We start from the raw sequence: 25,328 nt of genomic DNA on the forward strand, positions 1-25,328 counted from the left end.
GGCGGAACGACGACAGTGGGAAGGGAAACGATCATGCCTGAATCCGTCTCCGAATCCGTCTCCGCGGGGCAGGACCGCCCGGAGCTGCAGCAGGCCATCGAGGCCATCGTCGATTCCGGTTTCACCGGGGTGACGATGCGGGTGCACGACGAGCGCGGCCACTGGGTCGGCAGCGCCGGGGTGGGTGAGTTGGGCGGGAGCGCCAAGCCGCCGACCGAGGGGCGGTTCCGGATCGGCAGCAACACCAAGACCTTCACCGCGGCCCTCGTACTGCTCCTGGTGGCCGAGGGCCGGATCGAGCTGGATGGCCCGGCGGACGACCACCTGGCGGAGTTCGGGCTGGACCGGCGGATCACGGCACGGATGCTGCTGCAGCACACCAGCGGCCTGTTCAACTTCACCGGCGAGTACTACGAGGACGGAACCGTCGTGCCGGGCATCCCCTGGCAGGGCCGCGCATGGGTGGACAACCGCTTCGAGACCCACCGGCCGGAAGAACTGGTACGGCTGGCGCTGTCCAAGCCGGCACGGTTCGCACCGGGCACGGACTGGAGCTACTCCAACACCAACTACGTCCTGGCCAGGTTGCTGGTCGAGCGGGCCACCGGCCGCCCGTTCGTCGAGGAGATGCAGCGGCTGGTCCTGGAGCCGCTCGGGCTGTCGGGCACCGTCGTACCGGAGACCTCGACGGACATCTCCGGGCCGCACGCCCACGCCTACTACCGGTACGAGGACGCCGGCCGGCAGGAGACGGTCGACGTCACCCGCCAGAACCCCTCCTGGATCTCCACCGGCGGCGACATGATCTCCACCACCCAGGACCTCCACACCTTCATCTCCGCGCTCACGGGCGGCCGGCTCCTCCCGGCTCCGCTGCTGGCCGAGATGTACGAGACGCACCCCAAGGCGGGATACGGCCTGGGAGTGTTCGTGCAGGACACGGGCCGCGACGGCGTCACCCTCATCACCCACAACGGCGGCATCGCGGGCCACGGCGGGTTGATGTACAGCACGCCCGACGGCAAGAAGACCCTGACCGCCTCCCTGAACTACGTGGACGACGCCACGATGTCCCTGGCCGGGGCCTACCAGGAGGCGACGCGAACCCTCACGGCCGCGGTCTTCCCCACCGCCCCCTCCACGCCGAAGCCCTGAACGCCGGCACATACGGGCTGTCGCGCAGGCTCGGCACGACCGGCTCCTAGAACCTCCGTTCACGGGGTGGCGGTGCGCCTTTCGAGGCGGGTGCCGCGACGGAGGGTGATCGACATCAGGTCGGCGGGGGCGTCGCGTGGACGTCGGCGTCGGTCTCCACACGACCGCCGAGACCAGGAAGAGGGCGGTGGCGACGGCCAGGCTCAGGGCGTAGCCGCCGATACGCAGCAGCGGCGCGGCAGCCCTGGACTCGGCGAGGACGGGACCTGGTCTTCGCCGAGCTCGACCCGAGCGAGCTGCCCGCCTGGGGCACGTACGGGGACGGTCTCCGAGCCCTGGTTGGAGTCGGGTGAGACCCGCGTGGAAGGTGGTGTCAGTACGTGACCGTGATCCGGCGCTCCGGGCCGTTCACGCTGACCGATCCGCCGTAAGGGACCACGAGCTGCGGATCGGTGTGCCCCAGGTCGACGTCGAACACCGCCATGGTGCGCGGAGCGTACGCCGCCAGCGCGCGCAGCACCGCCTCGCGCTGCTCGGTGGCGTAGCGCCGCTTTGCGTCCGCGTCGTTCGGCTGCTGGAAGGACCACGCCTTGGCGCGGCCCGTCAACAGGGCCGGGAAGCGCTCCAGCAGGCCCCGTTCGCCCATGTTGCGCAGGATCCGGAAGACGTCTTCCGCGCTCGGCATCTCTTCCGACGTCTCCAGGAACAGCACGCGGCCCTCGTACGCGGCGGGGACGCGTTCGATCTCGCGGTCGGCCATCAGGAGCCACGACAGGATCTCCAGGTTGCCGCCCCAGGAACGGCCCTCGACGAGCCGGTCGGGCCGGTGCCAGATCCAGCCGTCACCCGGTTGGGAGTCCGGTTCCGTGGCGAAGGTGGCCGGGTCGGCCCAGTCACGGTCGGTGTCGCGGTAGCGCCGGGCCGGGCGGAGTTCGTACGGGCCCGACGTGAACAGGGCCGCACGCACCGAGTCGGCGGTCAGGGGGTGGAGGGCGTACGGGCGGCCGATCTCGGTCATCACGCAGGCGCCGTGATAGCCGACGATGCCGAGGTTGTGCAGGAAGAGCAGCAGGTTCGTGTTGTCGCTCGCGCCGAAGAACGGCTTGGGGTTGGCGCGGATCAGCTCGCGGTCCAGCAGGGGAAGCACGGTGATCTGATCCTCCCCGCCGATGGAGGCCATCACCGCCTTCACGGTCGGGTCGGCGAACGCGGCGTGGATGTCGTCGGCCCGCTCCCGGGGTGTGGAGCCCATCTTGCGCGTGGCCGGGTACTCCACCGGTTCCAGCCCGAAATCCTCGCGCAGCCGCGTGAGCCCCAGCTCGTACGGCAGCGGGAGGAGCCCCGGCAGGCCGGACGAGGGCGAGATGACCGCGATGCGGTCGCCGGGTACGGGCTTGGGGGGATACGCGGGAGTGGTCACTGCCCGTTCCTGTTCCTGATCGCGTTCCTGGTCGTGGGCGTGTTCCTGGTGCCGGTCCAGGCCTCGCGCGTGATCGCGTACTCCACGTCGCCGTGCTCGGCCCCCTCGATGTACTCGGGCCACTCCTCGAAGAAGATGCGGACCAGTGAGAGGCCCGCCTTCTCCATCACCCGGCGGGAAGCGGCGTTGACGGTCATCGTGGTGGCCACGATCCGCTCCGCGCCCAGGTCGGTGAAGGCCCGCGACACCAGAGCCCGCGCGCCTTCGGTGGCGTACCCGCGGCCCCAGGCCGAAGGCAGCAGCCGGTAGCCCAGTTCCGTCCCGCCGTCGAGACCGACGCTGGTCGCCGGACGCAGGGAGAACCAGCCGAGGAACGCACCCGAGCCCTTCTCCGCCGCGGCGAAGCAGCCGTGCCCGCCGGGAAGTTCCCGGTACTCACGGAGGAACCGCGGAAGGGTCTGCTGCTCGACCACGGCGCGGGCCACGGGGCGGCCGTCGTCGATGTGCCGCATGACGTCGGGGTGACCGTGCAGGGCGGCCAGGTCATCGACGTCCGCCCCGGTGAAGCGGCGCAGCGTCATCCGGTCGGTTTCCAGGCGGGCATCCATGGGAGCGATCCGAACAGCTGGCCCCGGCCGCCGCAACTGCCTTTCGGGTAGCCTCCGCAACGTGCGCGTGATCACTTCGCTGCAGTCGCCACGATGGCCCCGACGACGCGGCGACGGCGCGGACCAGACCCACGCACCGCTTCGGCATGTTCCCCATCGATAGCGCAAGTCAGGAATCGGAAATGCCCACGTTGAACGAGGCCGTGGAAGCGGCGCGGCCCTACCTTGAGCAAGCGTTCGCCCATGAGCCCTGGACGGTCGTCGTGCGGCCGGAGCTCAGCGAGGAGACCGATCTCGCCTGGCTGATCAGGTACGACACCCGGCAGAGCTCCGATCCGGGTGGCGCCGTGGGCGGACCGCTGACCCATCTGGTGCTCGTTCCCCACGACGGTTCGGGGGTGCGTTTTCCGCCCTCACACCTGCCGCTGGACGAGTACTTCGCCTACGTACGGCACAGCGACTGGGTGACGGCCGGCAAGGCGGGGACCGTGAAGGCCGAACCGTGGCAAGGGGCGCTCAAGTGGCTGCTGAGCACCTATCACGGACTGGTCGAACTGGTGACGACCGAGCCGGTTGCCGAGGATGCCGGAACGTGGCTGTTCGCCTGTAGGACCACCGCACAGCCGGGATATCCGCGCACGCCGATGCTGACCGCTTCGCTGGTCGTGCCCAAGGAGCCCGGTACACCGTTCCATCCGGCAGCCGATGATCCCTGGAGGGACGCCGCCGCGTACACGCAGAACCCGGAGTCGCGCGATCCGCAGACGCAGGCGCGACGCCTCAACGCCCGCGGGTGCGTGGTCACCATGGCGGCGGCCATCGCCGGGGCCCCCTCGTGCCCGTTGCCGTGGCAGCCGGCGCACGAGGCTCCGGGATGGTGGGAGTTGCTGCTGCGACGCCACTTCCCCGCTTCCGAACAACTGCGCTGCGCGACCTGGGACGAGGTCGTCCGGAGGGCGGAGGAGACCGGGCCGGACACGCAGGGCGTGGTCTGGGTGCGGCGGGCCCTCCGCGGGGTCGAGGTCAGCGGACACCTGCTGTACGCGCACAACAACGGCGGCGCCGTGACGTTCCTCGACGGGATGACCGGCGGCCTGGCCCGCCTGGACACGGCCGGCCTGCTGGAGCTGGTCTTCGCCCGCGTACGTCCCGGCGGCGCTGAGCGGGCCGACGACTTCGAGGCCGCGCTGCGCAAGGCCTAGGAGCGGCTACGCCTGCTCGACGGGTTCCGCGCACGTACGCCGACCCGGGGGAGGTCCGGGTGGTCCGCCACCGCTGATGTCCGGTCCGGCCGTGCAGTGACCGCCGCCCGACTCGGCACGCCGGCCCCCGCGACCCCATGGGACCTGCTCGGCCTGCTCGCCCTGGTCGAGGTCTTGGCGGCGGCGTACCTGCACGGCACGGCAGCTACACCGAGACGTACCCGGCCGTCGAGCTCTGACGCCCAGCCGCACGCGCGGACGACCGTCCTCGCACGGCCACCCCCGCACACCGCCTCAGGGGATGGGCGGCCGTAGGCGTCACCGAGGCGGGCGGCCGGAGCACCGACGGCCACGTGGGGCGCTGCCCCGGTGTTCGTCGGGTGTGGAGCCTTCGCCGCTCTGGGCGCGGTTGTCGTCCTCGCCTCGGGCTCGGTGCGCCGCGCTGAACTGCCCCGGAGGCCGACAGCGACGTAGCCGTTGTTCACGCACTCTGGTCCACCACCAGCCGTCCCGCTGCCCACTCGATCATGTCGGGTTCCGGCACGCCTGTCCGGGCTCCCGTCCTGCTACGGCACTCGTCCTACGCGTCCGGGTTCCAGGCCACGAGCAGGTCGAAGAGGCGGCGGTCGCCGTCCAGCTCCAGCGAGTCCACTGGAATGCGGCCGTACATGGCCAGCACCAGATCACCGGCCGTGCCTCGGGCCGAGGCGTCGGCCGTATCGGGGACGGGCGTCGTGCCGGAGACGGGGAGGCGGGCGGTCCGTGCGCCGTCTGCGGAGAGCCACAGGCGCCAGGAGCGGCCCTCGGCGGCGTGGTAGTCGACGACGGCGGGCTCGTGGGGCCAGGCGGCGGTCGTCGCGCAGCAAGTGGTCAAGAACTCGTCGACACTGTCGAGTGCCGCCTCGTCCGGCAGGGGCAGTGGCAGTGGCTGCCGCAGCGGGGAGGCGTCCAGGCTGATCCGGGCGTCGTACGTGTGCACCGCGATCTCCTGGAGCTGGTGCCGGGCGACGGCGCCCGAGGTCTGCGGCGACTGCGACGCCCCCCACCACGTCCAGCAACCGCGATCCGGGCCGGCCTCCCGCAGCGCGGCCAGCAGTTGCTCGGTCCGCGCGGCCGACCAAACCAGCAAAGCCTCGCGCTCCTGCGGCGCGGCCGGGGCGCCCGCCGGTGCGGACTTGGCCGGAGGCGTGGCGTCAGGGCCTGCGGCGACGATGGCGGCCCGGCGGCGGTGTACGTGGCCCAAGTGCTGCACCAGATCGAACAGCGTCCACTCGGGGCAGGTCGGCACCTGCACGTCGAGGTCGGCCGCGGAGGCGACCGTGGCCCGGAACGCGGTCGACCGTTCGGCGATCAGCCGCAACAGGGTGGGGAACTCCGGAGTCTTATCCACGCGGGCTGTCCATCACCGCGCTCCCACGACGGACAGTGGATTTTCGGTGTGGAACACCGGTCGTGAGCCTCAGGACGTACGGCCGGTCGCGGAGGCGAAGCCGAGCCAGGTGTGGCGGTTGCCCCACCAGCACCAGCCGACCTTCGGGGCGTTGCGCCGCTCCCGGCCGTCCCGCCCCGTGCCGTTGCTGATCCAGATCGCCGGCGTACGGGCGTCCAGGGCGCCGTTCGCCTTGCGCAGTCGGGAGCCGATCGTCATGAAGCAGCGGTTGCGCTCCAGGACGTCGGGCTGCTGGAGCACCCAGTGGATGCCCTCGGTGAGGAGCAGCGGAGTGCGGTCCTCCTTGGTGAGGGCGGGCAGCGCCTCCTCGGGGCTCCAGTTGGCCATGTGGTCGCCGCGGTCGATGCCGGTGACGAGGTAGACGGGGGCGTCGGGCACCTCTACGCCGTCGAGCGGGGCGAACCGGTCGACGTCGGGCATGTCGACGACGACGAAGCCGGGCTTGCCATCGCGGCGCAGCAGCGGCGCGAGGGCGGAGGCGGCGGCGCGGTCCGGGTGGACGGCGAGCAGCGCGCCCTCGACGTCGGCATCCGCGGCGTAGGCGCGCAGCGTCTCGGCGGACACCCCCGCGAGCTCGTGCACCCCGAGCTCGATCAGGCGCTCGGCCTGCGCGGCGAGCGAGGGCAGCGCGGGTACGGAGGCGGCGCCGGACGAGGCATTGGACGAGGTACTGGGCACGGCACTCCCGTGGTTCGTCATGGGCAGCGGCGGACCCCGGGCCAACGAGCCGGCCCGTCGCAACGTTCCCAGGCACTGAGGGCGAAATCCCCGAGGGTCAGTACCCTGACGCGATGATGACCAGCACTGTCTTGTCGAGGGCCATGAGCGGCGCTGCCGACCCGTCTCTGCTCCCTCTGCCGGATCGTGTCGCAGGGCTTCTGGTGGAGCTGGGAAGTCCGCCACGGCTGGCGGCGCACCTGCGGGCCGTCCACGATGTCGCGCACCAGCTGGTCGACTGGGTCGAGCGGGACCACCGCCTCGTGGCCTTCGACCGTGAGGCGGTGCTCTTCGGGGCGGCGACGCACGACGTGGGGAAGACGCTGCACGTCCGTGAGCTCTCCGGGCCCGGGGCGGCGCACGAGGAGGCGGGGCGGAGTCTGCTGCTCGGCCACGGCGTCAGCCCGGAGCTGGCCCGCTTCGCCGCGACGCATGCGTCGTGGGCGCGGTCGCCCGTCGGCTTCGAGGACCTGTTGGTGAGCCTCGCCGACAAGATCTGGAAGAACAAGCGTGTTCCCGAGCTGGAGGATCTCGTCGTCGCCCGGCTGGCCGGCGCGTCCGGACGGGCGGCGTGGGAGGAATTCATCGCGCTCGACGAGGTCCTCGCCGGCATCGGGGCCGGGGCCGACGAACGCCTGGCGTTCCAGGCATCGTTCCCGATCCACGACTGAGGCGGTGCGAACGGAGGGAGTCGTCGTCGAGCGGCCTCGGGGGTCGGCTGCTGCGAGGGCCGAGGGCCGAGGGCCGAGGGCCGAGGGTCGAGGGCCGAGGCCGGGTTCCGGCGGGTCTACGCCGAAGCCTTCGCCCGGCGGCCGTACGGCGAGACCGGGGCGGGCGTCGCCGCCGCGTTCCGCGGGTTCCGTTCCCTGCCCCGCCGGCCGGCCTTCCTTGGCGCCCTCGCGTCCGCGTCCGACGGCCGGCCCGTCGGGCATGGCCCACGGGGTACCCGCTCGGGGCGGAGACGGGCTGCTGGGACCGACCGACCGGCCGCCCGTACCGCAGGACGTGCGTCGCGAGGACGGCCGGCGGACCTTCGGCCCGGTGGAACTCGCCGTACGCACCGGGTGGCGAAGGCGGGGCATCGCCCGGCGCGGACCTGCACGACGCGCAGGATGCTGCTCGACGCGTCGTGTCCGCACGGCCCCGCCGTGCACGCAGGACGTGCCGGCTCCCGTGGATGCGGCATGCGGCATGCGGTGACGGTGCGGCCCTATCGTTCGATGACGGGTGTCAGGCCGTCCAGGAGGGCCTTGAGGCCCAGTTCGAAGAGGGCGTCCAGGCGCAGGTCGTAGCCGTCTTCGAAGGACCCGACCGTCTTGGTGAAGGCAGGGAAACGGCCGGACTCCACCAGCTTTCGGAGGGCGGGGGCGCGGTTGGCCATCCATTCGTCCTCCGACTGGCCCGTGGTCGCCTCCGCGTGGGCCTCCCACTCCAGGTGCACCGCCAGCCCCTGGACATGGCTGTACAGCAGTACGTGGATGTCGAACAGCGTGGCCGGATCGAGGCCGTGTCCGTCGAGTGCCGTCAGTACCCACTCGCCGTGCACCATCAGGTTCGGCACCAGCAGCGGCCGGGTCAGGGAGCCGAGCTGAGCCAGCCAGGGGTGGCGGCGGTACAGGGCCCACAGGGTTCGCCCGCCCAGCTCGATGCGGGAACGCCAGTCCTCCGGGGCCGGGGCGTCCGCGGGATCCGCGGGATAGGACTCCTCGCCGAAGGCGGCGTCGGCCATGAGCAGGACGAGGTCTTCCTTGCTGGGAACGTACCTGTACGGGGACATGGCCGCGACACCGAGCCGGGCCGCGACGCCGCGCATGGAGAGCGCCGAGAGCCCTTCCGCGTCGGCGATGTCGATGGCGGCGCGGACGATCCGGTCGAGGGTCAGGTCACCCTCCGGCGCCGGGGCGGGTGACGGCCGGCGGCGCGGCGCCACCGCGGGAGCACCCGCGGCCACGACCGTGCCGGCGCGCGGGCGGGCCTCGACCAGCCCTTCCAACCGCAGGGTGGTCAGGGCCTTGGCGGCGGTGGCCATCGCGACGTCCCACTCCTTGGCGACCTGACGGGTCGACGGGACCCGGTCTCCGGGGGCGAGTTCGCCGGCCGTGATGCGTCGGCGGATCTCTCCTGCGATGCGCAGGTAGGGCGGCTCATCCTGCGTCTGTGTGGGATGCGTCACGTTCTCCGTTCCTCTCTCGCTGTACTAGGACAGAGGCTAGCAGCCAAGATGGTGGCAGAAGCTCAACTGTGTTAGGTCAGTAGGGCAGTTTGGCCAGTTGAGGGGGCTGCGCGTACGGCGTACGTTCAGTTGCGTACACGGCACACGCCACACCGCACCACACCACGCACCACACCACACCACACGGCCAAGGAGCCTTCCCATGCGGACCGTTCTCGTCTCCGGCGGCGGAATCGCCGGCCCCGTCCTCGCCCACTGGCTGCGCCGGCACGGCTTCGATCCGACCGTCGTCGAGCGCGCCCCCGGCCCGCGCGCCGGCGGCCAGGCCGTGGACATCCGTGGCGTCGCGCTCGATGTCGTCGCGCGGACGGGCCTGCTGGAGCGGGCCAGGAGCGTACGGACCAAGATGCGCGGCATGTCGATCCTCGGCCCCGACGGACAGGAGGTCGGGCGCTCTACCGAGGCCACCTTCAGCAGTGGCCGGCTCGACGGTGACGACATCGAGCTGCTGCGCGAGGACCTCGTACGGATGGTCCACGAGCACACCCGCTCGGACGTCGAGTACCTCTTCGGCGACAGCATCACCGCGCTCGCCGAGCACGAGACGGGGGTCCGCGTCGACTTCACGCACGCGCCGCCCCGCACCTTCGACCTCGTGGTCGGGGCCGACGGACTGCACTCGACCGTACGGCGCCTGGCCTTCGGCCCCGAGGAGCAGTTCGTGCACCATCTGGGCAGCTACCTGTCCGTCTTCGGCACGGACAACTTCCTCGGCCTCGACGACTGGCAGATGTGGTTGCGCGACGCGGACGCGGGCTTCGGCATCATGCCCGTACGCCACAACACCGAACTCCGGGTCGCCTTCGGCTTCGAGTCCGGCCCGCTGGCCCATACCCCCGACACCCTTCGCCGGCTCGTCGCGGACAAGCTCGCGGCCCTGCGCTGGAACGGCACCCGGCTCGCCGAGGCCGCCGTGGAAGCGCCCGACTTCTACTGCGACGCGATGGCCCAGATCCACCTGGACGGCTGGTCGCGCGGCCGGGTGACCCTGCTCGGGGACGCCGGCTACTGCCCCTCCCCGCTGTCGGGGCAGGGCACCAGCCTCGCCCTCGTCGGTGCGTACGTACTGGCCGATTCCCTCGCCCGGGCCCGCGCCCGCGGCGGCGACCACGGCACCGCGTACGCCGAATACGAGCGGCGGATGCGCCCCTTCGTCACCCTCAACCAGGCCCTGGCCACGGAGAATCCGGGCGGGCCCGCCTCCGAGGCGTCCGTCGAGCACGCCAAGAACGCCATCTCGCTGGACGGTTGAACCCCGCGCCCCCGCGCCCCCGCGCCCGCGCCCCGCCACGCACAGGACAGGACAGGAGGAGACGGGACAGGAAGGGACGCAACACGACCGGGCCGGACCACCGGAGCTCCGGACCCCCGGACCGCCAGACCGGGCCGGACCGCCAGACCGGGCCGGGTCGGCGCGGGTGGACGGGCACGCGCGAGTGGCCGATCATGGGCCGATGCCGCTCCCTACGTACGAGACCGATCTGTTCGAGAGCTCCCGGGGCCGCCTGGAGGCGATCGCCTATCGGCTGTTGGGGTCGGCCGGTGATGCCGAGGACGCGGTGCAGGACACGTTCCTGCGCTGGCACGCGGCGGACCGGGAGCGGATCGAGACGCCCGAGGCATGGCTGACGAAGGTCCTCACCAACATCTGCCTCAACCAGCTCACCTCGGCCCGGGTCAGGCGCGAGACGTACGTGGGCCAGTGGCTCCCCGAGCCGGTCCTGGCCGGAGACCGGATGCTGGGGCCGGCCGACACCGCCGAACAGCGCGAGTCGGTGTCCTTCGCGATGCTCACCCTCATGGAGCGGCTCTCGCCCAACGAGCGCGTCGTGTACGTACTGCGCGAGGCGTTCGGGTACGGGCACCGTGAGGTCGCGGAGATCCTCGACCTCACCGAGTCGAACTGCCAGCAGATCTACCGCCGCGCCAAGCAGCACCTCACCACCGACCGGGCCCGCATCGAAGTCGACGCGGCCGCCGCGCGCAAGGTCGTCGAGGGGTTCCTCGCCGCGGCCCTCAGCGGCGACACCGAGCCGCTGATCCGGCTGCTCACCGACGACGCGGTCAGCGTGGCCGACGGCGGAGCCAAGGTGCAGGCCCGCAGGACCCCGGTCGTCGGTGCGCTCGGCATCGCGCGCTACCTGCGGGGGCTGTTCCGGCCGAACGCCGCGAAGCGCGCGCACGCCGGCGGGAGCGTCGCCGTCCATGCCGCCGTCGTCAACGGCACTGCTGCCCTGCTGCTCGCGGCCGGCGGGCGGGTCCTCGGCGTCATCTGCCTCGCCGAGACGCCCGACGGCGTCGAGGCGCTCCACATCCAGGTCAACCCCGACAAGCTCGAACGCATCACGCGCCAGTGGACGGCCGAAGGCCCCCATCACCCCGTCGCGGAGATCTGGTAATCGAGTGTGGCCCACGTCACGGTCGGATCCTGTCAGGGATCGTGCGGCTGTCCGGTTCAGGAGGTGAGTCCAACCGGATAGGAGCCAGCCATGAAGCACCGCATCGTCGTCCTGGGAGCCGGGTACGCCGGAGCCGTCACCGCCGGGCGCCTCGCCAGGCGGCTGCACCGCGACGACGTCGAGATCACCCTGGTCAACGGCGACCCCGACTTCGTCGAGCGGATCCGCCTGCACCAGCTCGCGAGCGGCCAGGACCTGCCGCGCCGCCCGCTGCGCAAGGTGTACGAGGGCACCGGCGTGCAGGTCCGGCCCGCACGGGTCACCGGGGTCGACGCCGACCGCAAGACCGTCGACCTCACCGGTGAGGACGGCGCAGAGACCCTCGGCTACGACTCGCTCGTGTACGCCCTGGGCAGCACCAACGCCGAGCACGGCGTCCAGGGTGTCGCCGAGCACGCCCACCACCTCGCCGGCAAGCAGGGCGCGCTGCGGCTGCGGTCGCGCCTGGGCGAGCTGGAGCCGGGCGGGACCGTGGTGGTCGTCGGCGGCGGCCTGACCGGCATCGAAGCGGCCACCGAGATCGCCGAGGCGCGCCCGGACCTCAAGGTCGCCATCGCCGCCCGCGAAGGCGTCGGCGGCTGGCTCAGCGACAAGGCGCAGCGCCACCTGAGCGTCGTCTTCGACCGGCTCGCCATCACCGTCCACGAAGGAGCCGACATCACGCGCGTCGAAGCGGACCGGGTCGTGGCCGGTGCCGCCGGGGACGTCCCGGCGCACGTGACGGTGTGGACCGCGGGCTTCGCCGTGCACCCGATCGCGGCCGCCACCACCCTGGAGGTCTCCGACACCGGACGGATCGTCGTCGACGCCACCATGCGCTCGGTCTCGCACCCCGACGTGTACGCCGTCGGAGACGCCGCGTTCGCCGAAGGACCGGAGGGCAGGCCCCTGCGGATGGCCTGCGCCACGGCCACCCCGATGGCGTGGCAGGCCGCCGACGCCCTGGCCGCGCGCCTGACCGGCCGCAAGGTACCCGAGAAGCCGATCGGCTACGCCGCCCAGTGCATCAGCCTCGGACGCCGCGACGGAATGCTCCAGCGCGTGACCCACGAGGACGGGATGACGTCCACCGTCATCACCGGCCGGGCCGGCGCCCGCATCAAGGAGTTCATCTGCGCGTCGGCGGCCTGGGCCGTCGCCCACCCGACGATGCTCATGCCGACCCGCCGCCACCGCCTCGTCCCGGCCACCCGCGCGGCGCAGACCCGGTTCGCCGCCGTACGGTGACGGGACGGCCGAGAGCACGTCCGCCCACACGGCCGGCGCGCTCGCAACCCCGGACACCGCCCCGGTCGCCCTCTCCGCCCGGCCGGCAGCCGCCCTCAGCCGAACGGTTCCGCGAGCATTTCCGGCCGATGGCGATCGGGGCCGGGCGGTAGCCGGGCGGCCGGGAGCCCATCAGTTCGCGGACCAGGAAGTCCCAGTAGCGCCCCCGGACGTATGCCGGGCCATCGAGGCGCGCGTGCTCCGCCCCCGGCAGGATCAGCAGCCCGAAGTCCTTGCCGGCGGCGACCAGCCGGTCGGCCAGCCGCAGCGTGAGGTCCGGGTGGACCTGGTCGTCCCTCGCCGGGCCCGGCAGCCAACTGCCGCAGCGCCGCGGCGTGGTCGGCCGGGTAGCCCGCGTCGGCCACGTGACCGTACGAGGCGGCCCAGTCCCGTACCCGGCCACCGCGGAGTCGATGAAGTACTCCTGGCCGTCGGTGGGCAGGGTGACGACGTGGTCCGGCCCTTCGTCCGTGACCTCGGCGAAGTCGGAGCCGTCCCGTGTCGTCCCGGCGCCCGCACTGGCTTGACGGGTGCTCGTCAGAGGCTGCGGGCGGTGATGTCGCCCTGTGCGGTGGTCGCCTGGATGCTCAGGTCGGCGGAGCCTTCGGTGTTCTTGAGGGAGTTGTGGATCCGGCCGTAGTCGGTGCCGGCGTCCAGGGAGGCGCTGACCCCGGCGGCGGCGCCGACCGAGATGTCGCCGGCCTGCGTGCGCAGGGCGAGCGCGCCGCGTACGGCCTCGGCGATCCGGATGTCGCCCTTCGCGGTGCTGATCTCCGCGGGACCGCCGAGGCGGCCCACCGAGACGTCACCGGCGAGGGTGGTGACGCGGACGCTCGCGGCCTCCTCGATCTCGACCGCGCCCTGCGCGCCCTCGAAGACGACCTCGCCGAACCGCCCGACACCCCGGAACCCGCCGCCGGCCGCCTTCGCTTCGACGCGGGAGCCGGCGGGCAGCTGGACCGTCACCTCGACGGAGCCGGAGGGGCCGAAGTACTGGTTCTTCGCGGTCGGGGCGCCGATCCGCAGGACGCCGCCGACGTACTCGACCGTGATCTGCTCCGCCGCCTTCACGTCACGGCCCTTCGAGGCGTCGGCGGGCAGGACCTCGACGGTGGTGTCGGCGCGGTCGGCGGCGATGAACCGGACGAGTCCCGCGGGGATGTCGAGGACGGCGGCGATGGGGGCGGGGGAGTTGAACTTCTGCATGACGCTCTCCTTGGTCGAGCTCTTCGCTCTTCGTTTCTGATGATGGAAAAGCTACGTTGCGTTCATGAAATGGGCAATGGATGCGTTGCGTGAAAGCAGCATTAATCCAGGTCAGAGCCGGTCAATCGTTGCAATGATTCTGAATCTAATGCAACATCAGCTGGGTGTTCGTTGCAATGGAATGCCGGTGAACGCTATGCTGGGACGCAAGAGGCGCAGCGAACGGCAAGAAGGAGACCGCGATGCCGGGAGGCAGGCTCACCCAGCAGGAACGCCAGCAGATCGCGCTGGGCATGTCCGACGGACTCGCCTACGCAGAGATCGCGAGGCGCCTCGACCGCCCCACCTCGACGATCACGCGCGAGGTGATGCGCAACGGCGGCCCCACCGCGTACCGCGCCGACCTGGCCCACCGCGCCACCGAACGCCGCGCCCACCAGCGCAGGCAGGCCGCGCCCCGGGAGCCGCAGGCGCCCGCGCAGGCCCACGGACGTGACCCCGAGGCCGTGCGCGAGTACGAGGAGACGTTCACCGCCATCCTGGTGCACCAGGGCCTGCCCAAGATGATGGCCCGGGTACTGACCTGCCTGTTCACCACCGACGCGGGCAGTGTGACGGCGTCCGAACTCGTCCTGCGCCTCCAGGTCAGCCCGGCGTCCGTCTCCAAGGCCGTCACGTTCCTCGAAAGCCAGGGCCTCGTCCGCCGGGAACGCGACGAACGCCGCCGCGAGCGCTACCTCGTCGACGACGACGTCTGGTACCAGTCGATGATGGCCGCCGCCCGGGCCAACACCCAGATCGCCCGGACCGCCCGGGAGGGCGTCGGCGTCCTCGGCCGCGAAAGCCCGGCCGCCGTCCGCCTCGAAAACATCGCCCGGTTCGTCGACTTCGTCGGCGAGAGCATGGCCCGCGCCGCGGAGCAGGCCCGCGACATCCTGCACACGAACGACCCCGAACCGGCGGACGGCTGACGGCCGTCGTGAACGGCGGTCCAGCCGCTCAGCGCAGTACGGCCGCGAGCAGGTCGGAGCCCAGCGCCGCCAACCCGGGCTCGTTGAGGGCGTAGCGGACATCACCGACCGGACGGCCGGCGGCGCCGCCGGTTGACGGACACCGTCAACCGGCGCACCGGAGCCCCGCGGCCGGACGCACCATCGACGCCGAGTCGGCCGCCCCCGTGGGCGCGGGGTCAGCGCGGGGTCGCCCAGTCCGGTACCCAGGTCCCGGCGCGGTCGTACCGGGCCGTCGTGGCGGCGAGGTGGGCGCGGAGGGTGGCCAGCGCCGGGTGGGGGGCGTCGCGGCGCCAGAGGAGCGAGTGCGGGTAGACCGGCGTCGGGTCGGTCACCGGGATGCGGCGCAGGCCGTGGTCGGTGGGCCAGACGAGCCGTGTGTGCTCGCCCATGAAGGTGGCCAGGGCCGGGGTGTCGGCGATGGTGTCGAGGAGCGCGTCGGAGCCGAAGTTGGGGCCGGTCGCTTCGATGGTGAGGCCGAACTCGGCGACGAGGTCGTCGTAGTAGGCGGCCCACTCGGTACCGGGGACGATGCCCGGCATCCAGATGCGGTGCCCGGCGAGCTGCGCGAGGGCCACCGACCGGGCACCCGCCAGGGCGTGGGCGGGGCCGGTGAGGAGCTGGAGCGGCTCGTCGACCACCCGCACGGACTCGATGCCCTCGGGAAGGGGCCGGCCGGGCGCGGCGACGGCACGGAAGGACGCGTCGATCGCACCGGAACGGACGGCGGCGACGGCCGTCTCGATGTCGAACAGCGTCACCACGTCGAGCTCGATCTCGGGGTGCGCGCGGTGGAATCCGCGCATCAGGCCCGACGCCGCACCGCGCAGGTTGATCACGTCGACGCGCAGTGGACGGCTGCCGGCGCGCACGGACGCGACCGCGCGCTCGGCGACGCGCAGCAGCTCGCGCGCGTGGGGCAGGAACGCCTGCCCGTCGATGGTGAGCTCGGCGCCGCGCGCCGTGCGGGTGAACAGCCGTACGCCGAGGCTGCGCTCCAGCGCGGCGATGCGCTTGGAGACGGCCTGCTGGGTGACCGCCAGCTCGGCGGCGGCCTCCTGGAACCGCCCCGCCTCGGCGGCGGCGACGAAGGTCCGTACGGCGTCGAGGTCCATGCCGACACCCTACGGCCACAACCGTTGGTTGTGGCGAGGCGTCTCCGTGGTTGTTTGATCCACGGCCCTGTCGCTCGCTTTGATGGGTCCGATCGCGGATCGGTCGTACGGGTGAGTGGCGAGGGGCGGGCGTGGGGCATGCTGCGCGGACATCGGCTGGGGCGACGGTTCGGGTGGCTCTGGGGGGCGTACGGGACCAGCGCGCTCGGCACGTGGCTCGCCTTCGGCGCGTTCCCGTTGATCGCCGTCCAGGTGCTGCACGCCGGACCGGCCGAGGTCGCCGCGCTCGCCTCCGCGGGGGCTGCGGTGGGCGCGGCCGTGGCGGTGCCGCTCGGCCCGTGGGTGGAGTTCCGCCGCAAGCGGCCGGTGCTGATCGCGATGGACCTGGCCCGGTTCGCGGCGCTGCTGACGGTCCCCGCCGCGTACGCACTTGGCGTACTCACCTACCTGCAGCTCCTGCTGGTCTCTGTCGTCGTCGCGGCGGCAGACATCACCTTCCGCGCGGCCTCCGGCGCGTACGTGAAGGCGCTGCTGCCGGCCGAGGACCTGCTCGTCGCGAACGCCCGGTTCGAATCCACGGCCTGGACGACCACGATCATCGGACCACCGCTGGGCGGCGCGGCGATCGGACTCCTCGGCCCGGTGGCGACGGTGGCGGCCGACGCGGTCAGCTACCTGCTCTCGGCCCTCGGCATCCGCGCGATGGGCGGGCACGAGCCGCGCCCCGAGCACCGGGAGACCCCGCGGATGCGGGCCGGGGACCTGCTCGACGGCTGGCGCTACGTCCTCGCCGACGCGGCGCTTCGTCCGCTGTTCTTCAACACCGCCCTGTTCAACGGCCTGGTGATGGCCACCCAGCCGCTGCTGGCCGTCCTGATGCTCGGCCGGCTCGGGTTCGCGCCGTGGCAGTACGGCCTCGCCTTCGCCGCGCCCTCGATCGGCGGGCTGCTCGGTGCGCGGCTGGCCCGACCGCTCGTCACCCGGTTCGGGGAGCACCGGGTCCTGGTCGTGGCCGGGGCGCTGCGTGCGATCTGGCCCGTCGGCCTGGCCTTCCCGGGGCCCGGCACCTCAGGGCTGCTGCTGGTCATGGGCGTCGAACTCGGGCTCATCTTCTGCTGCGGCGTCTTCAACCCGGTCCACGCCACCTACCGCCTCCGGCGCACCGCAACCGACCGCGTCGCCCGCACCCTGTCCGCCTGGGCGGTGACGACCAAGGCTTCGACCGCGCTCCTGACCGCCGTCTGGGGCGTACTGGGCAGCCTGCTCGGCCCGCGCACGGCCATCGGCCTGGCCGGCGCACTCGTACTCGTGACCCCGCTGCTGCTCCCTCGGCGCGCGGCACCGCACCTCGTCGAGCCGCAGCCGGCACCGAGCCGCACCTGACGCGCCGCGCCTGCCGCTCGTTTCCCCGGCCGGGGGAGGTGGACGTTGACCTTGCCACTGGCGGCAGGGTTGCACGATGACGGCATGACCAGCACCGCACCACAGAGCAGCAGGATCGTCGCCGTCACCGGAGCCGGCACCGGCATCGGCCGGGCCACCGCCCGCGCGTTCGCCGCCGAGGGCGCCCACGTGATCGCGATCGGACGCAGGAGCGAACCGTTGAGGGAGACCGCGGCCGGGCACGACCGGATCACACCACTGTCCGCCGACATCACCGCCGACGGCGCACCCGAGCGGATCGTCGAGGCCGTGTCGCGGACGCACGGCCGATTGGACGTGCTGGTCAACAACGCGGGGATCGTGCGGAGCGGCGCCCTCGGCACGCTGACGCCGGAGGCGATCAGTGCTCAGCTCGCCACCAATCTCGTGGCCCCCGTCCTGCTGGCCCAGGCCGCACTGCCCTTCCTGGAGGCGTCGGGCGGAGTGATCGTCAACGTCAGCACGTCGGTGGGGCAGCGGGCGTGGCCCGGTAGCTCGGTCTACGCGGCGACCAAGACCGCCCTGGAACTGCTGACCCGCAGTTGGGCGGTCGAGCTCGCACCCCGCGGGGTCCGGGTCGTGGCGGTCGCTCCCGGCGCGATCGACACCCCCATCGGCGAGCACCAGGGCCTGACGCCGGAGCGGAGGGCCGCGGTACGGCAGTGGCAGCTGGCGCACACCCCGCTGGCCCGGGTCGGCCGCCCCGAGGAAGTGGCCTGGGCGATCACCCGACTCGCCGCGCCTGACGCATCGTTCGTCACCGGCGTGGTCCTCCCCGTGGACGGCGGTGCGGTCGTGGCGTGATAGGAGTGGCACAGGAGGCGGAACGGGTGCGGATCGGTGAGCTGGCCAAGGCGACGGGGACGACCGCTCGTGCGCTGCGGCACTACGAGCAGGCCGGACTGATTTCCTCCGAGCGGGCCTCCAACGGCTACCGCCTCTACGAGGAGCGGGCCGTGGTCCGGGTCCGCAACATCCGCCACCTGCTGGCCGCCGGGCTCACCCTGGACGACGTACGCGTGTTCCTGCCCTGCCTGGACGGCGACGTGGCGGCCGCACCGCCCTCCGAGAAGGGACTGCGGGTCGCGCTGGAACGGCTGGCGGTCCTCGACGAACGGATCGCCGCCCAGACCGAGGCCCGAGACCGGCTGAACGCCGCACTCCGGGCGAAGACCGGGGCATAGCGCGGCCACCGGCCGCCCGGGGGAGAGGCCGTCACCGGCGGTACGCAGACCCCTGTCCGGGAGTCCATGGGTGGAGGCACCTTCCCCCGTCGGGGGGAGGCGACGTCCCTCCCGGGCGCGATGGCCGGCGCGGACGGGTCCGCCAGGATCGGAGGCGATCCCACACCACTCCCGAGAGGAACCGTCATGGCGATCACATCGGCCCTGCGTCTGGCCGCCGTCCCGCTCGTCCTCGCCGCCACGGCAACGCTCACGGCCACCGCGCCGGCCACCGCCGCGCCGGCCACCGCCGCGCCGGCCACCGCCGCGCCGGTTACCGCCGCGCCTGCCGCCGCGCCGGCGGATCGGGCCGTGGCGGGCATCAGCGGGTGGGCCCGCATGGACTATCCCGTCGCGGACGAGGACATCCGGATCTTCGTCGATGCACACGGCCTGTTCACACCGCACGACCAAGGCGTCGCAGCCAGCTCCTGGGGCACGTTCCGCATCCAGCACTGGTGGCCCCCGAAGGGCGACGGGCAGCCGTCGTTCAACTGGGGCGACTTCAAGGTCGACTGCGTGAGCGTCAACGGACCGGACGTCGCCGTGACCGGCAGGATCGTCGACGCCGGTCCGTACTGGCAGGAATTCCTGCACCGCAAGCAGCCCGCCCGCATGGGCCTGAGCTTCCACGTCCCGGCGGACGGTGGCGGCCCGACCCGGATCGGCCTCACGGCCCCCACCGCGGACGGACAGCCCGAACTGCCGAAGTGCTCGGCCAAGTCCCCCGACGCGAACGCCATCGAGGGCGGCTACACCGTCCTCGACACCCGGCGCTAGGCACGACGTCCGTCCCGCCCGCTACGGGTGCAGTTCCACGTCGATGTGCGGGGACAGCGCGCGGAGGAAGGCGGGGGCCTCGAAGAGTTCACCGGCGGACGCGACGCCGACCGCCCGGGTCCGTCCCGTGAGGATGCGGGCGACCGCTTCGACCGCGAGCGGTGCGGTGACGGCGTAGATGTCCCGGCCGCGGGCCACGGCGCGCCGTTCGGTGTTGCCGGAGCGCACGACGACGTCGACGAGGAAGGTCTGTGCGGACCGGCCGTGTGCGTCGACCGCGGTGGGGGTCGGCGAGTCCGCGGCCACCACGCCGTCGGCCGCCTCGGCCGTCATGTAGGTGCGTACCTCCGGGATGGACAGGTGGCTCGGAAGGGTGACGACGTCGGCCATCGTGAACTCGCCGATGACCGCCCGCGGGCCCACCGGGTCCGGGAAGGGCCACTCCAGGGTGGGCAGGACGTCGTCGTGGTACTCCAACTGCCCCTTCGTGAACCGGACGCGACGTCCGCCACGGCGTTCGGCCGAGACCTTGCCGGCGGCGCGCGTTCCCTCCGTGGGGTGCCAGCCGTTCAGCCCGTACGCGATGTGCGCCTCGTCGGCCGTCTCCCAGTCGCCCATCGCGGCGGTGGCCAGCAGGTCGCCGAGGCCTCCGTAGAAGGCCATCGCGGGGACGACCACGGTGCCGGCGTCCCGGGCGCGGTCCGCGAACTGCGCGAAGGTGTCGGCGTTGGCCTCGATCTCGGCCGCCACGTCGACGTACGGGATCCGGGCGCGCAGGGCCGCGTCGATCACGGGGGCGGCCGTCGTGGCGAAGGGTCCCGCGCAGTTGATGACGGCCGCCGCCCCGGCCAGTGCGCGGTCGAGGGAGACCGGGTCGTCGACCGATGCCGGGCGGACGTCGAGGCCGGGGTACTCGTCCGCGAGTGCCTTCAGCTTGTGCGCATCGCGCCCGGCCAGGACCGGGACGAATCCGCGCTCCCGTAGGTGGGCCACCACGAACCGGCCGGTGTGCCCGTACGCGCCGTACACCGTCACCGTCTGCCCCGCTGCCATGACTCGTCTCCTGTGCTCGTGCCGATCAACTGCCTCCGATCCTCGCGTGGTTGAACGCTGAACGGTGAGTGTCCGGAACGACATGACCCGTACACTTCCGGACATGGGATCCGTCGCGCTCGCCGTCACCGAAGGAATGCTGCACTTCGAGCTGTCCGTGGCCGTCGAGGTCTTCGGCTCCGCGCCGGCCGCCGTCACCGTCCCCTGGTACGACCTCACGGTCTGCGGGACGGACACGGTGGCCTTCGGCCGGTTCCGCCTGGAACCCGACCACGGCCTCGACCGTCTCCAGGACGCCGACACCGTGATCGTCGCCGGCTGGGCCGACGTCGACGTGGATCCGCCCGCCGAGCTGGTCGACGCGGTGCGCGCGGCCCATGACGCGGGCGTCCGCGTGGCCTCGCTGTGCACGGGCGCGTTCGTGCTGGCCGCCGCCGGTGTGCTGGACGGCAAGCGCGCCACCACGCACTGGGCACACACCGACGCCCTGGCCGCCCGCTATCCGGCGGTGGAGGTCGACCCGGACGTCCTCTACGTGGACAACGGCAGCGTGCTCACCTCCGCGGGCAAGGCCGCGGCGCTGGACCTGTGCCTGCACCTCGTCCGCCTCGACCACGGCTCGTCCGTCGCCAACACCGTCGCCCGCCGCCTGGTCGTACCCCCGCACCGATCCGGTGGCCAGGCCCAGTTCGTCACCGCCCCGGTGCCCGCGCAGGACGACCACCCGCTCACCGCCCTGTTCCCCTGGATCATCGAACGGCTCGATCAGCCGCTGACCGTGGAGGACCTGGCCCGTCGGGCCGGGATGAGCTCACGCCACCTGGGTCGACGTTTCCGGGCGGCGACCGGCACCACTCCTTTGCAATGGCTGCTGGCCCAACGGATCCGCCACGCGCAGGAACTGCTGGAGAAGACCGACGACAGCATCGAGAGCATCGCGGGCTCCACCGGCATGGGCACCGCCACGACGCTCCGCCGGCACTTCAACCGCACCCTCGGAGTGCCGCCGGACGCCTACCGCCGCACCTTCCGCTCACGTACCCGTCCCGAGCCCGCCGCCGAGCTGCTCGTAGGCCCTGCACGCCCCACGGGCTGACGGTCCACCGGTCGCTCGGTCGTGCCACGGCTCCCGGCGATCTGCGGACGGGGCTCCCCTCCCCCCCCGTGCGCTCCTCCGCCGGGGTGGTTCCCGGGAGCCCGTGGGTGCAGTTGCGGCACGGCCCCCCGGGCGCGGGCGGCGTCCCGTACGAAGCTGTGCGCTGCTCCCTGCACACCCCCGCGAGTCCGGAGGTTCGTACGCCCATGACCCACGCACACCTGAGACCGGCGCCGCGGCGTCGCGGGCCGGGCAGGACGGCCGGGGTGCCGGCCGTGCTCGGCACGATGCTCGCGCTCGTACTCGCGCTGCCCGGAACGGCGTTGGCGGCACCCGGCGATCTGGATCCGGCCTTCGGGAACGGCGGCCGGGTCACCACCTCCTTCCCCGGCTACGCGGAAGGCCACGACATCGCGCGGCAGGCCGACGGCAAGCTGGTCGTGGTGGGCCTCAGCGAGGGCGGCTTCGCACTCGCCCGGTACGACACCGACGGCAGCCTCGACTCCGGCTTCGCCGGGGACGGTACGGTGACCAGCGACTTCGGCGGCGGCAGCCACTCGGCGAACGCGGTGGCGATCCAGCCCTCGGACGGGAAGATCGTCGTGGCGGGCACCACCGAGGTGATCGCGGAGGAGGGTGGCGGCTGCTGCTTCTTCTCGGTGGCTCGCTACAACACCAACGGCAGCCTGGACACGGGCTTCGGCGACGGCGGCCTCGTGCGGGTCGACGAGTTCGGCGGCTCCGCTGACGGCGCGGACGTGGCGGTGCAGCCCGACGGCAAGATCATCGCCGCGGGCAAGGGCGCCGGCGGAGGCTTCGCGCTGGTCCGCCTCGACAGCGGCGGGAACCTGGACCCGACCCTCGGCGGTGACGGCGCGGTGGTCGCGGGGTTCACGCCCGCCTCGCCCCAGGACGCGGGCGGCACCGCCCGCGGCATGGCCCTCCAGCCGGACGGCAAGATCGTCTCGGTCGGGTACGTGGGCAACACCGCCTTCGACATCGGCGTGGCCCGGTACAACACGAACGGCAGCCTCGACACCTCCTTCAGCGGTGACGGCATGGTGACCGCGGACTTCGGCGGCACCGAGTTCGGCAACGCCGTGGCGGTCCAGCCGGACGGAAAGATCGTCGCGGCGGGCAACGGCGGCGCCGGCATCGCCCTACTGCGCTACACCGCGAACGGAAGCCCGGACACCGGCTTCGGCACCGGCGGGCGCACCTCCGTCGCCTTCCCCGGCGACGGCGGGACCGCGAACGCCATGGCGCTCCAGCCGAACGGGAAGATCGTCCTCGCGGGCCGGGCCGACTACCCCAACAGCTCCGAGGCCAACGACTTCGGGCTGGTCCGCTTCAACCCCAACGGCGCCGTGGACACGGGCTTCAGCGGCGACGGCTTCGCGGTCACGGGCTTCGGGGACTACGACGAGGCGCGCGGGGTGCTCGTACAGCCGGACGGCAACATCGTCGCGGCCGGCTACGGGGCGGGCTTCGCCTTCGCCCTCGCCCGCTACCAGGGCGGCGACGGTACGCCGCCGCCCCCGCCGCCGAGCGCGGACCTGTCGGTGACGAAGACCGGTACGGCCACGGTGAGCATCGGCGACCGCGCCTCGTACACGGTGACGGTCTCCAACTCGGCGGCCTCCACCGCGACGGCGACCGGCGTCACCCTGGCGGACACGCTCTCCGGAGCCGGCGCCAGCCCCACCTCCGCCGCCCCCTCGCAGGGCACCTGCACGACGACGGCGACCGGGGCCAACTGCGCCCTCGGCTCCCTGGCACCGGGCGCGAGCGCGACGGTCACGGTGACGGCCGAGCCGCGGGCCACCGGAACGCTCACCAACACGGCGACCGTCACCGCCACCCAGCAGGACCCGGCGACCGCCAACAACAGGGCCACCGCGACCACCTCGGTGAACAACGCACGCGGCTGCACGATCATCGGCACCAGCGGCGCGGACACGCTGACCGGCGGCTACTTCAACGACGTGATCTGCGCCCTCGGCGGCAACGACACCGTGCGCGCGAGCTACGGCAACGACACGGTGTACGGCGGCGAAGGCAACGACAACATCGACGGCGGCTTCGGCGACGACACCCTGAACGGCGGCCCGGGCAACGACGTCCTGACCGGCTACTACGGCAACGACCGCCTCACCACCACCGACGGCGTCGCGGGCAACGACACCGCCAACGGCGGCCCCGGTAGCGACACTTGCACCACTGACCCGGGCGACACCCGCATCAGCTGTCCCTGAGCGACCGCCCGCGCAGAGGAGAGCCGTCGCCGTCCCCACGGCGACGGCCCTCGCGCATCCGACGTGAAACCGCAGGGCCAAAACCGGCGTCCCCCCGAGTGTCCACAAGATCACAGACGCTGACGGAGGACCCCTCCATGACCGGAACCGAAACCGGATCCGAAGTCGGAACAGCCGCCCGCTACCTCTACCTCGCCCGGCACGGCCAGGCCTCGGACGACGAGAGCGAGCTGACGGACGCCGGGCGCCGGCAGGCCACCCTGCTCGGCGAGCGGCTCGCGGGCAGTCCTCTCTGTGCCGTGTACCACGGCCCGCTTCCCCGAGCGGCGCAGACCGCGCGCCTGATCTGCGCCCAGCTGGACGACGTACCGCTGGAGGAGTCGAAGCTGGCGGGGGACTACATCCCGTACGTCCCGCAGAGGGAGGAACTGCCGTCGGTCTCGGCCGACCGCATGCTGGCGCACCTGGCCCGGTTCCCGGCCGAGGAGCGGGAGGGCGGCCCGGCGCTGGCGCGGGCGGCCGTCGCCCGTTTCACGGGCCCCGTCGACGGTGACGCACCGCGCCATGAGCTGATCGTCACCCACAACTTCCTCATAGGCTGGCTCGTCCGGGCCGCCCTCGATGCGCCGAACTGGCGCTGGATGGGCCTCAACCAGGCCAACGCGGCGCTGACGGTCATCCGGTACTCCCCCGACCGGCCCGCCTCCGTGCTCTTCTACAACGACATGCGCCACCTCCCCGAAAGCCTCCGTTGGACCGACTTCCCGCCGGAGCTCCAGGCCTGAGGCCCGCCATCGCCCCACTCGCCCCGGCTGCGGGGCTCACCGGGGGAGAATCCCCTCATGACGCGCTCCGCACCGGACCCGGGCAACGACGGCGGCTACCTCCTCGACAACGCACGACCCGAGGCGGGTACCCGTTTCGATGCGCTCGGCGAGCTCTTCGACCCCACGACCTTCCGGCACATCGAGGACCTCGGGATCGCTCCGGGGTGGCAGTGCTGGGAGGTCGGGGCGGGCGGTTCCTCGGTGGTGACGTGGCTGGCCGACCGGGTCGGACGGACCGGACGGGTGGTGGCGACCGACATCGACACTTCCTGGGCCTCACGGGCCGCGGGAGGCGTCATCGAGGTGCTGCGCCACGACGTGGGCCGGGACGCCCCGCCGGGCAGCGGCTTCGACTTCGTACACGCGCGGCTGGTACTCGTACACGTGGCGGACCGGGAACACGCCCTGCGCGCGATGGCCGGCGCCCTGCGGCCGGGCGGGTGGCTGCTGCTCGAAGACGCCGATCCGGCGTCGCAGCCGCTGATCTGCCTGGACGAGTACGGCCCCGAACAGGCCCTGGCCAACAGACTGCGCGCCGGATTCCGCTCGCTGCTGGCGGCTCGCGGTGTCGACCTGGCCTACGGACGCAAGCTGCCCCGGCTGCTGCGGGAGGCGGGGCTGACCGACGTCACCGCGGACGCCTACTTCCCCGTCACGTCCGCGGCCTGCGACGTCCTGGAGGCGGCGACGGTCCGACAGGTGCGGGGCGCACTGGTGGCGGCGGGCCTCGCCACGGACGAGGAGATCGACCGGCACCTCGCAACCGTCACGTCGGGCCGCCTCGACCTCACCACCTCCCCGATGATCTCCGCCCGGGGCCGCCGCCCGTGA

At 72.6% G+C, this 25,328-nt stretch carries 23 protein-coding genes and 1 pseudogene; 16 read left to right on the forward strand and 8 right to left on the reverse strand.

Annotation, left to right across the window (positions count from 1 at the left end; genetic code table 11):
• The first annotated feature begins 33 nt into the window (after positions 1 to 33).
• On the forward strand, positions 34 to 1,155 hold the full coding sequence (locus tag OHA65_RS36915; protein ID WP_328765526.1) for a serine hydrolase domain-containing protein: 1,122 nt from the start codon (positions 34 to 36) through the stop codon (positions 1,153 to 1,155).
• 373 nt (positions 1,156 to 1,528) lie between these two features.
• On the opposite strand, the gene OHA65_RS36920 is transcribed toward OHA65_RS36915, so the two are convergent.
• Both OHA65_RS36920 and OHA65_RS36925 read right to left on the reverse strand, forming a co-directional pair.
• On the reverse strand, positions 1,529 to 2,575 hold the full coding sequence (locus tag OHA65_RS36920; protein WP_327286211.1) for a S66 peptidase family protein: 1,047 nt from the start codon (positions 2,573 to 2,575) through the stop codon (positions 1,529 to 1,531).
• The gene (locus tag OHA65_RS36925) at positions 2,572 to 3,183 is read right to left on the reverse strand and encodes a GNAT family N-acetyltransferase (RefSeq protein WP_327286212.1); all 612 of its coding nucleotides are present in this window, start codon (positions 3,181 to 3,183) and stop codon (positions 2,572 to 2,574) included. The genes OHA65_RS36920 and OHA65_RS36925 overlap by 4 nt, the downstream gene beginning before the upstream one ends.
• Before the next feature lie 182 nt (positions 3,184 to 3,365).
• On the opposite strand from OHA65_RS36925, the gene OHA65_RS36930 reads away from it, so the two are divergent.
• Both OHA65_RS36930 and OHA65_RS36935 read left to right on the forward strand, forming a co-directional pair.
• A complete protein-coding gene (locus OHA65_RS36930) occupies positions 3,366 to 4,385 on the forward strand; it encodes a toxin glutamine deamidase domain-containing protein (RefSeq protein WP_327286213.1) in 1,020 nt (339 codons plus the stop codon).
• A 336-nt stretch (positions 4,386 to 4,721) separates the two neighbouring features.
• Positions 4,722 to 4,859 (forward strand): annotated as a pseudogene (locus OHA65_RS36935) (MFS transporter); the annotation flags it as partial.
• A 106-nt stretch (positions 4,860 to 4,965) separates the two neighbouring features.
• Here the strand turns inward: OHA65_RS36935 and OHA65_RS36940 are convergent.
• Together OHA65_RS36940 and OHA65_RS36945 are read right to left on the reverse strand one after the other, a co-directional pair.
• Positions 4,966 to 5,775, reverse strand: a complete 810-nt coding sequence (locus tag OHA65_RS36940; protein WP_331736325.1) for a maleylpyruvate isomerase N-terminal domain-containing protein — start codon at positions 5,773 to 5,775, stop codon at positions 4,966 to 4,968.
• Positions 5,776 to 5,844: 69 nt separating this feature from the next.
• Positions 5,845 to 6,513 (reverse strand): DUF5701 family protein, encoded by a 669-nt coding sequence (locus OHA65_RS36945; protein ID WP_327286215.1) that lies wholly within the window; start codon positions 6,511 to 6,513, stop codon positions 5,845 to 5,847.
• A gap of 116 nt (positions 6,514 to 6,629) precedes the next feature.
• Between OHA65_RS36945 and OHA65_RS36950 the strand changes: the two genes are divergently transcribed.
• Positions 6,630 to 7,223, forward strand: coding sequence for an HD domain-containing protein (locus tag OHA65_RS36950; RefSeq protein WP_327286550.1), 594 nt, complete (start codon positions 6,630 to 6,632; stop codon positions 7,221 to 7,223).
• 539 nt (positions 7,224 to 7,762) lie between these two features.
• Here OHA65_RS36950 and OHA65_RS36955 read toward each other — a convergent pair.
• Entirely contained in the window at positions 7,763 to 8,725 is a 963-nt protein-coding gene (locus tag OHA65_RS36955) for a TetR/AcrR family transcriptional regulator C-terminal domain-containing protein (protein WP_329316771.1), read from the reverse strand.
• Between the two features lie 202 nt (positions 8,726 to 8,927).
• On the opposite strand from OHA65_RS36955, the gene OHA65_RS36960 reads away from it, so the two are divergent.
• The 3 genes from OHA65_RS36960 (at position 8,928) to OHA65_RS36970 (ending at position 12,471) form a co-directional block, all read left to right on the forward strand.
• Positions 8,928 to 10,037, forward strand: a complete 1,110-nt coding sequence (locus tag OHA65_RS36960; protein WP_328765529.1) for an FAD-dependent monooxygenase — start codon at positions 8,928 to 8,930, stop codon at positions 10,035 to 10,037.
• 202 nt (positions 10,038 to 10,239) lie between these two features.
• Positions 10,240 to 11,184, forward strand: a complete 945-nt coding sequence (locus OHA65_RS36965) for an RNA polymerase sigma-70 factor (RefSeq protein WP_328765530.1) — start codon at positions 10,240 to 10,242, stop codon at positions 11,182 to 11,184.
• Between the two features lie 90 nt (positions 11,185 to 11,274).
• Complete coding sequence (locus OHA65_RS36970) at positions 11,275 to 12,471, forward strand: FAD-dependent oxidoreductase (RefSeq protein ID WP_328765531.1); 1,197 nt, start codon at positions 11,275 to 11,277, stop codon at positions 12,469 to 12,471.
• A gap of 576 nt (positions 12,472 to 13,047) precedes the next feature.
• Here the strand turns inward: OHA65_RS36970 and OHA65_RS36975 are convergent.
• Positions 13,048 to 13,716 carry a DUF4097 family beta strand repeat-containing protein gene (locus tag OHA65_RS36975; protein ID WP_328765532.1) on the reverse strand — a complete coding sequence of 223 codons (669 nt, stop codon included), beginning with the start codon at positions 13,714 to 13,716 and terminating at the stop codon, positions 13,048 to 13,050.
• A gap of 242 nt (positions 13,717 to 13,958) precedes the next feature.
• Here OHA65_RS36975 and OHA65_RS36980 point away from each other — a divergent pair, with 242 nt between their 5' ends.
• Positions 13,959 to 14,687: a helix-turn-helix domain-containing protein gene (locus OHA65_RS36980; RefSeq protein ID WP_327286221.1), complete on the forward strand. Its 729-nt coding sequence runs from the start codon at positions 13,959 to 13,961 to the stop codon at positions 14,685 to 14,687.
• Between the two features lie 218 nt (positions 14,688 to 14,905).
• Here OHA65_RS36980 and OHA65_RS36985 read toward each other — a convergent pair whose 3' ends face one another.
• Positions 14,906 to 15,841: a LysR family transcriptional regulator gene (locus OHA65_RS36985; RefSeq protein ID WP_327286222.1), complete on the reverse strand. Its 936-nt coding sequence runs from the start codon at positions 15,839 to 15,841 to the stop codon at positions 14,906 to 14,908.
• Positions 15,842 to 15,979: 138 nt separating this feature from the next.
• Here OHA65_RS36985 and OHA65_RS36990 point away from each other — a divergent pair, with 138 nt between their 5' ends.
• The 4 genes from OHA65_RS36990 (at position 15,980) to OHA65_RS37005 (ending at position 19,266) form a co-directional block, all read left to right on the forward strand.
• Entirely contained in the window at positions 15,980 to 17,224 is a 1,245-nt protein-coding gene (locus OHA65_RS36990; protein WP_328765533.1) for an MFS transporter, read from the forward strand.
• Positions 17,225 to 17,308: 84 nt separating this feature from the next.
• Positions 17,309 to 18,067, forward strand: a complete 759-nt coding sequence (locus tag OHA65_RS36995) for an SDR family oxidoreductase (RefSeq protein ID WP_327286224.1) — start codon at positions 17,309 to 17,311, stop codon at positions 18,065 to 18,067.
• 26 nt (positions 18,068 to 18,093) lie between these two features.
• Entirely contained in the window at positions 18,094 to 18,447 is a 354-nt protein-coding gene (locus OHA65_RS37000; protein ID WP_327286551.1) for a MerR family transcriptional regulator, read from the forward strand.
• A 186-nt stretch (positions 18,448 to 18,633) separates the two neighbouring features.
• Positions 18,634 to 19,266, forward strand: a complete 633-nt coding sequence (locus OHA65_RS37005) for a hypothetical protein (RefSeq protein ID WP_331729844.1) — start codon at positions 18,634 to 18,636, stop codon at positions 19,264 to 19,266.
• A gap of 21 nt (positions 19,267 to 19,287) precedes the next feature.
• On the opposite strand, the gene OHA65_RS37010 is transcribed toward OHA65_RS37005, so the two are convergent.
• Entirely contained in the window at positions 19,288 to 20,319 is a 1,032-nt protein-coding gene (locus OHA65_RS37010; protein WP_327286226.1) for a saccharopine dehydrogenase NADP-binding domain-containing protein, read from the reverse strand.
• 103 nt (positions 20,320 to 20,422) lie between these two features.
• On the opposite strand from OHA65_RS37010, the gene OHA65_RS37015 reads away from it, so the two are divergent.
• From OHA65_RS37015 to OHA65_RS37030, 4 genes are all read left to right on the forward strand, one after another.
• Positions 20,423 to 21,415 carry a helix-turn-helix domain-containing protein gene (locus tag OHA65_RS37015; protein ID WP_328765535.1) on the forward strand — a complete coding sequence of 331 codons (993 nt, stop codon included), beginning with the start codon at positions 20,423 to 20,425 and terminating at the stop codon, positions 21,413 to 21,415.
• A 206-nt stretch (positions 21,416 to 21,621) separates the two neighbouring features.
• Complete coding sequence (locus OHA65_RS37020) at positions 21,622 to 23,670, forward strand: calcium-binding protein (protein ID WP_328765536.1); 2,049 nt, start codon at positions 21,622 to 21,624, stop codon at positions 23,668 to 23,670.
• A gap of 137 nt (positions 23,671 to 23,807) precedes the next feature.
• Positions 23,808 to 24,455: a histidine phosphatase family protein gene (locus OHA65_RS37025; protein ID WP_327286229.1), complete on the forward strand. Its 648-nt coding sequence runs from the start codon at positions 23,808 to 23,810 to the stop codon at positions 24,453 to 24,455.
• Positions 24,456 to 24,512: 57 nt separating this feature from the next.
• Entirely contained in the window at positions 24,513 to 25,328 is an 816-nt protein-coding gene (locus tag OHA65_RS37030) for a methyltransferase domain-containing protein (RefSeq protein WP_327286230.1), read from the forward strand.

Origin of the sequence: Streptomyces sp. NBC_00045 (genome assembly GCF_045041095.1) — a bacterium.
Taxonomy (GTDB): Bacteria; Actinomycetota; Actinomycetes; order Streptomycetales; family Streptomycetaceae; genus Streptomyces.